At 47.2% G+C, this 5,762-nt stretch carries 5 protein-coding genes; 3 read left to right on the top strand and 2 right to left on the bottom strand.

The genetic code is table 11. From position 1 onward, the window contains the following. Window positions 1-459, bottom strand: a 459-nt coding sequence (locus VIN66_RS11865; RefSeq protein WP_331924182.1) for a DUF4124 domain-containing protein, incomplete at its 3' end; no start/stop codon positions are given. 122 nt (window positions 460-581) lie between these two features. Then, window positions 582-1,991, bottom strand: a complete 1,410-nt coding sequence (gene glnA / locus VIN66_RS11860; protein ID WP_331924181.1) for a glutamate--ammonia ligase — start codon at window positions 1,989-1,991, stop codon at window positions 582-584. Window positions 1,992-2,337: 346 nt separating this feature from the next. On the opposite strand from glnA, the gene typA reads away from it, so the two are divergent. The 3 genes from typA to dtd all read left to right on the top strand — a co-directional run bounded on the left by typA (window position 2,338) and on the right by dtd (window position 5,637). Continuing rightward, entirely contained in the window at window positions 2,338-4,173 is a 1,836-nt protein-coding gene (gene typA, locus VIN66_RS11855) for a translational GTPase TypA (RefSeq protein ID WP_331924180.1), read from the top strand. A gap of 128 nt (window positions 4,174-4,301) precedes the next feature. Continuing rightward, on the top strand, window positions 4,302-5,195 hold the full coding sequence (locus tag VIN66_RS11850; protein ID WP_331924179.1) for a virulence factor BrkB family protein: 894 nt from the start codon (window positions 4,302-4,304) through the stop codon (window positions 5,193-5,195). A gap of 4 nt (window positions 5,196-5,199) precedes the next feature. Further along, complete coding sequence (gene dtd / locus VIN66_RS11845) at window positions 5,200-5,637, top strand: D-aminoacyl-tRNA deacylase (protein ID WP_331924178.1); 438 nt, start codon at window positions 5,200-5,202, stop codon at window positions 5,635-5,637. Window positions 5,638-5,762: the final 125 nt, after the last annotated feature.

Raw genomic sequence — 5,762 nt, 5'->3', positions numbered from 1 at the left:
AATAAGCTTGCCGCTTTGGTCAAAAAGTTCCATTTGCAGCTTATGCTCACCACGTTCGACATCCCGCAAGATAAATACCGCATTGTTCTGCGGTTCTGCCTGGGGTTTACCATCTACCAGCAGACGCACTCGCAGACCACGTTCAAACATCGGACTGATTTTACCGGACACATATACTGAGCCTGTGTTGTCGCGCACAGTGCCTTGATCTTCAGGCTGTGCAATTTCAACGGTGAATGGCTCTTTCGCGGGTTGTTTACGGGACGGTAGGGTTGGATCTGTTGCTGCCATGATATTGGCACGGCTTGACAGGTTCACTTCTTCTGCGCCGGGTTGTGGGCTATCAGAAAACACCAGCACGCCGTTTGCGTCCCGGGTGACGAAGACTTTTTTGTTTTCCTGTGCTTGTAATACGCTGGTCGAAAACAATATTAGTAAAGTAAACAACACTTTATTCATGCATTAATCCATTAGTCTTTTATTATTATTTTGTTGTTCTGAACGGTTACTCTAGCTTGCTTTGTATTGTTTTTCTACAAAAAAAAAGCTCACCGAAGTGAGCTTTTTCAATCAGGCTATTTTTACACGCTGTAGTACAGTTCAAACTCAAGCGGATGAACAGCAACAGCAACTTTGCGGGCTTCAGCACGTTTAATATCGATGTAAGCATCGATCATCGCGTCAGACATTACGCCGCCTTTGGTGAAGATAGCGCGGTTTTTATCCAGCTCGTTCAGTGACTCTTCCAGTGAAGTAGAAACCTGCGGAATATTCGCCGCTTCTTCAGCAGGTAAGTCATACAGATCTTTATCCATCGCATCGCCTGGGTGGATCTTGTTCTGGATACCGTCTAAACCCGCCATTAACTGGGCAGTGAACGCCAGGTAAGGGTTAGCTGCAGGATCCGGGAAACGACACTCAATACGGCGCGCTTTAGCACTTGGTACCAATGGAATACGGATAGACGCTGAACGGTTACGCGCTGAGTAAGCCAGCATTACCGGTGCTTCAAAGTGCGGTACTAAGCGTTTGTAAGAGTTGGTCGACGGGTTAGTGAACGCATTGACAGCTTTAGCATGCTTAATGATACCGCCGATGTAATACAGCGCTAATTCTGACAAACCGGCATACTTGTCACCGGCGAACAGGTTTACACCATCTTTTGCCAGTGACTGGTGGCAGTGCATACCTGAGCCGTTGTCACCTACCAGTGGTTTTGGCATGAAAGTAACTGTTTTGCCATACAGGTGAGCGACGTTATGAATAACGTATTTCAGCTGCTGCACTTCATCAGCTTTCTTGGTTAAGCTATTGAACTTAGTTGCAATTTCATTCTGACCAGCAGTAGCTACTTCATGGTGGTGAGCTTCAACTGTCTGACCCATTTCTTCCAGCACCATACACATGGCGCTACGGATATCATGGCCTGAATCTACCGGTGGTAATGGGAAGTAACCGCCTTTAACACCAGGACGGTGGCCTTTGTTACCATCTTCGTAGCTGGTGCCTGAGTTCCAGGCGGCTTCTGTAGAGTTAATTTTAAAGAATGAACCTGACATGTTGGTTTCAAAACGAATGTCATCAAACATAAAGAATTCCGGCTCCGGGCCAAACAGCACAGTGTCGGCAATGCCGGTAGATTTCAGGTATTCTTCTGCACGTTTTGCAATTGAACGTGGGTCGCGCTCGTAGCCTTGCATGGTGCTTGGTTCGATAACATCACAAGTAATGTTTAGCGTGGTTTCTTCAAAGAAAGGATCCAGTACGGCAGTAGAGGCGTCTGGCATCAGGATCATGTCTGAGTCATTAATGCCTTTCCAGCCCAGAATAGATGAACCGTCGAACATTTTGCCGTCTTCAAAGAAATCTTCGGTAATCTGGTTTGCAGGAACTGTCACGTGCTGCTCTTTACCTTTGGTATCAGTAAAACGTAAATCTACAAACTTCACTTCATTTTCTTTAATTAAACTCAGTACAGATGATGCAGACATGCATTCCTCCAATTAATCTGTTTTGAACTGATTTAGCGGTGTTGCTCCAATAAATGCCAGATATGTGCCAAAGCTTTAACACTATGAAATATATGCACTTTACCTAAGTATGTTTGGCTGTTAATTTTGAAGTTGCACCAATTAGGTGCCTATGTGCATCTTGATGGTGCATTGGTTGCAGGGTTAAGTCTAGTCATTGATTTACTGTTCGCTAAAAAAATTTGCTTAATTCTCCGTTGCTGTTTTTCTTTCCTTGTAAAAACAGAGTAGAATGTGCGCCCTTTCGTTTCAGTTAGTTTTGCCTGGTGGTCATTATGGTCATCTAGTGCCACAGAGGATAGTTTACATGAGCGTCACTGCAACAAATTTAGATAAGCTGCGCAACGTTGCCATTATTGCGCACGTTGACCATGGTAAAACCACTTTGGTTGACAAACTGCTGCAGCAGTCTGGCACCTTCGATGCCCGCGCAAAAATGCAGGAGCGCGTCATGGACTCCAACGCGCAGGAGTCTGAGCGCGGTATTACTATCCTGGCTAAAAATACGTCAGTGCGCTGGAACGGTTACCACATTAATATTCTCGACACACCAGGTCACGCCGACTTCGGTGGCGAGGTAGAGCGCGTATTGTCAATGGCCGACTCAGTATTGCTGCTGGTTGATGCCGTAGATGGCCCTATGCCACAAACTCGTTTCGTTACGCAAAAAGCCTTTGCCCACGGTTTAAAGCCAATTGTTGTTGTCAACAAAATTGACCGTCCGGGCGCGCGCCCTGATTGGGTAATTGATCAGGTGTTTGACCTGTTCGATAACTTAGGCGCTACCGATGAGCAGCTGGACTTCCCGATTGTGTATGCGTCCGCGCTAAATGGCTGGGCAACGCTGGATCACAACGAACCAAAACCTGATATCACCGACTTGTTCCAGGCCATTGTTGACCATGTTGCACCTCCGGCAGTTGAGCTCGATGGTGAAACCCAGTTACAGGTATCGCAGCTGGATTACTCAAGCTATTTAGGCATTATCGGTATCGGCCGTATCAAGCGTGGCACCTTAAAGCCTAACCAGCAGGTGACAATCGTCGGTGCTGATGGCACGAAACGCAATGGCAAGGTAGGTCAGGTATTTGGTTACCTTGGCTTAGAGCGCGTTGAAACTACCGAAGCGTCTGCCGGTGATATCGTCGCCTTTACCGGCCTTGGCGAGCTTAAAATTTCTGACACCATTTGTGCGACCACTAAAGTTGAAGCTCTGCCGGCACTGCAGGTAGATGAACCTACTGTTACGATGACCTTTCAGGTAAACACCTCTCCGTTTGCCGGTAAAGAAGGTAAGTTTGTTACGTCACGCCAGATTTTAGAGCGTTTGAATAACGAGCTGAAGCATAACGTGGCACTGCGCGTTGAAGAAACTGATGACGGTGACAAATTTAAAGTATCAGGCCGTGGTGAATTACACCTTGGTGTATTGATCGAAAACATGCGTCGCGAAGGCTTTGAGTTAGCGGTATCACGCCCGGAAGTTATCATGAAAGTGGTTGATGGCGTGAAAATGGAACCAATGGAAAACGTGACCATTGACTGTGAAGAGCCGCATCAAGGCTCGATCATGGAGAAAATGGGCGAGCGTAAAGCCGAAATGACCAATATGCAGCCAGATGGTAAAGGCCGTATCCGCATGGACTTCCTGATGCCAAGCCGCGGTTTAATTGGTTTCCGTACCGAGTTCATGACGATCACCTCAGGTACTGGTTTGATGTACCACAGCTTCGATCATTACGGTGAACATAAAGGCGGTACTATCGGTCAGCGCCAAAATGGCGTAATGATTTCAAATGCGATGGGTAAAGCTGCCGGTTACGCTATTTTCTCGCTGCAGGAGCGTGGCCGCATGTTTATCAGCCATGCAGAAGAAGTGTATGAAGGTCAGGTTATCGGTATTCACAGCCGTAGTAACGATTTGACCGTTAACTGCTTGAAAGGCAAACAGCTTACTAACGTACGGGCTTCAGGTACTGATGAAGCGATTAACCTAGTACCGCCAATCCGCTACACGCTGGAGCAGGCACTTGAGTTTATTGATGATGACGAGCTGGTAGAGGTAACACCAAAGTCAATCCGTATCCGTAAGCGCCACTTAACCGAGAATGACCGTAAACGTGCCAGCCGCAGCGCTGACTAGTCAGGTATAAACAAGTGAAAAAGCCGGTATTTTACCGGCTTTTTTGTTTGTACGGACTGTGGCGAAGAGCTGGTTGCTACTGAGCTTTTCTTGTATCCTCAAGTTGTAAGTACCTCCTTGGAGACATTATGAGACCAGACTGGCAACACTATTTTGATACCGCAAAACGATTTATCAGATTGTATGCTCAGCGCTGTCAGCAGGACCAAATCACCATGATAGGCGGTTATCTGGCGTACATTTCGCTGTTGTCACTGGTGCCCTTTATCGCTGTGATGTTTTCAATGCTTCGCGCCTTTCCGATGTTTAGCCAGTTCAGACAAAGTATCGAAACTTTTGTCTACGCTAATGTAATTCCGTCCCGTGGGGACGAAATTCAGACCTATATCAGCCAGTTTATTGGCAATACCGGGGGGATGACGGCGGTAGGTATTACGGCACTGGTGATCGTGGCGTTGTTGCTGATTTACAATATTGATAAAACACTGAACAAAATCTGGCGGGTGACAAAGCGACCCAGACCCATTATTTCGTTTTCCATCTACTGGATGATACTGACGCTGGGGCCGGTATTATTCGGCTCTTCAATCGTACTGAGTTCATATCTGGTAGGGCTGACCCGCTTTGCTGAAAATTATACGCCAGGCTTATCAACATTGGCTCTTGGCATAGTGCCTTATCTCATTTCAATGTTGGCGTTTTTTATCCTGTATGTTGTGGTCCCCAACATTAAAGTACGCTCACATCATGCTTTTTACGGCGCGTTACTGGCGACGGTGTTGTTTGAGTTATCCAAGCGCGGTTTCGGCTTTTACATTACCCATTTTCCGTCATACGACACCATCTACGGAGCTTTGGCGTTAGTACCTATTTTGTTTGTCTGGGTGTATTTGTGCTGGCTGGTAGTATTGTTGGGGGCCGAGTTAACGGCTTTGCTGCAGCAAATTGCGGCTGATACCGAACCTGTTGACGCAGATGACCCCGATCAAATCGCTCCGGAGCCAGAAATAAAGGTAGATTGAGATAGTGAAAGCATTAATACAAAGGGTAAGGCAAGCCTCAGTAACCGTAGAGGGGACCTGCATAGCTCAGATAGAACATGGACTTCTGGTGTTACTCGGCGTTGAGTCGGCGGACAGTGAAGCTGATATCAGCAAGTTGGCGCATAAAGTTTGCCATTACCGCATTTTTGCCGATGCCAACGGTAAAATGAACCTGAATGTACAGCAAGCAGGAGGCAGCATTCTGGTGGTGTCGCAATTTACACTGGCGGCTGATACACAATCTGGTCTGCGCCCAAGTTTTACGCCAGCGGCGCAGCCAGAGAAAGCCCTGCAGTACTACCAGCAGTTTGTCATGTGTTGCCGGTCGCTGGGGCTGAATACCGCTACTGGCCAGTTCGGTGCTGATATGCAGGTTAGTCTTGTTAATGACGGCCCTGTGACCTTTTTATTACAAAATTAGTACCCGGAGTAGTACCTTATGCGGCATTGGCAATTACGTACGCCTGTCACAGAACAGGAATGGCAGGACTATTATCAGCTACGCTGGAGAATCCTGCGTGAGCCCTGGCGGCAGCCGGTTGGGTC

It is taken from the genome of Rheinheimera sp., assembly GCF_036568245.1.
In the GTDB taxonomy this organism is placed as follows: domain Bacteria; phylum Pseudomonadota; class Gammaproteobacteria; order Enterobacterales; family Alteromonadaceae; genus Alishewanella.
This window is presented reverse-complemented; position numbering and strand designations above follow the sequence as displayed.

Bases quoted from the DNA above. Each gene is read 5' to 3' on its own strand.
- typA (WP_331924180.1), top strand. From the start codon at position 2,338: ATGAGCGTCACTGCAACAAATTTAGATAAGCTGCGCAACGTTGCCATT.
- glnA (WP_331924181.1), bottom strand. From the start codon at position 1,991: ATGTCTGCATCATCTGTACTGAGTTTAATTAAAGAAAATGAAGTGAAG.
- VIN66_RS11850 (WP_331924179.1), top strand. From the start codon at position 4,302: ATGAGACCAGACTGGCAACACTATTTTGATACCGCAAAACGATTTATC.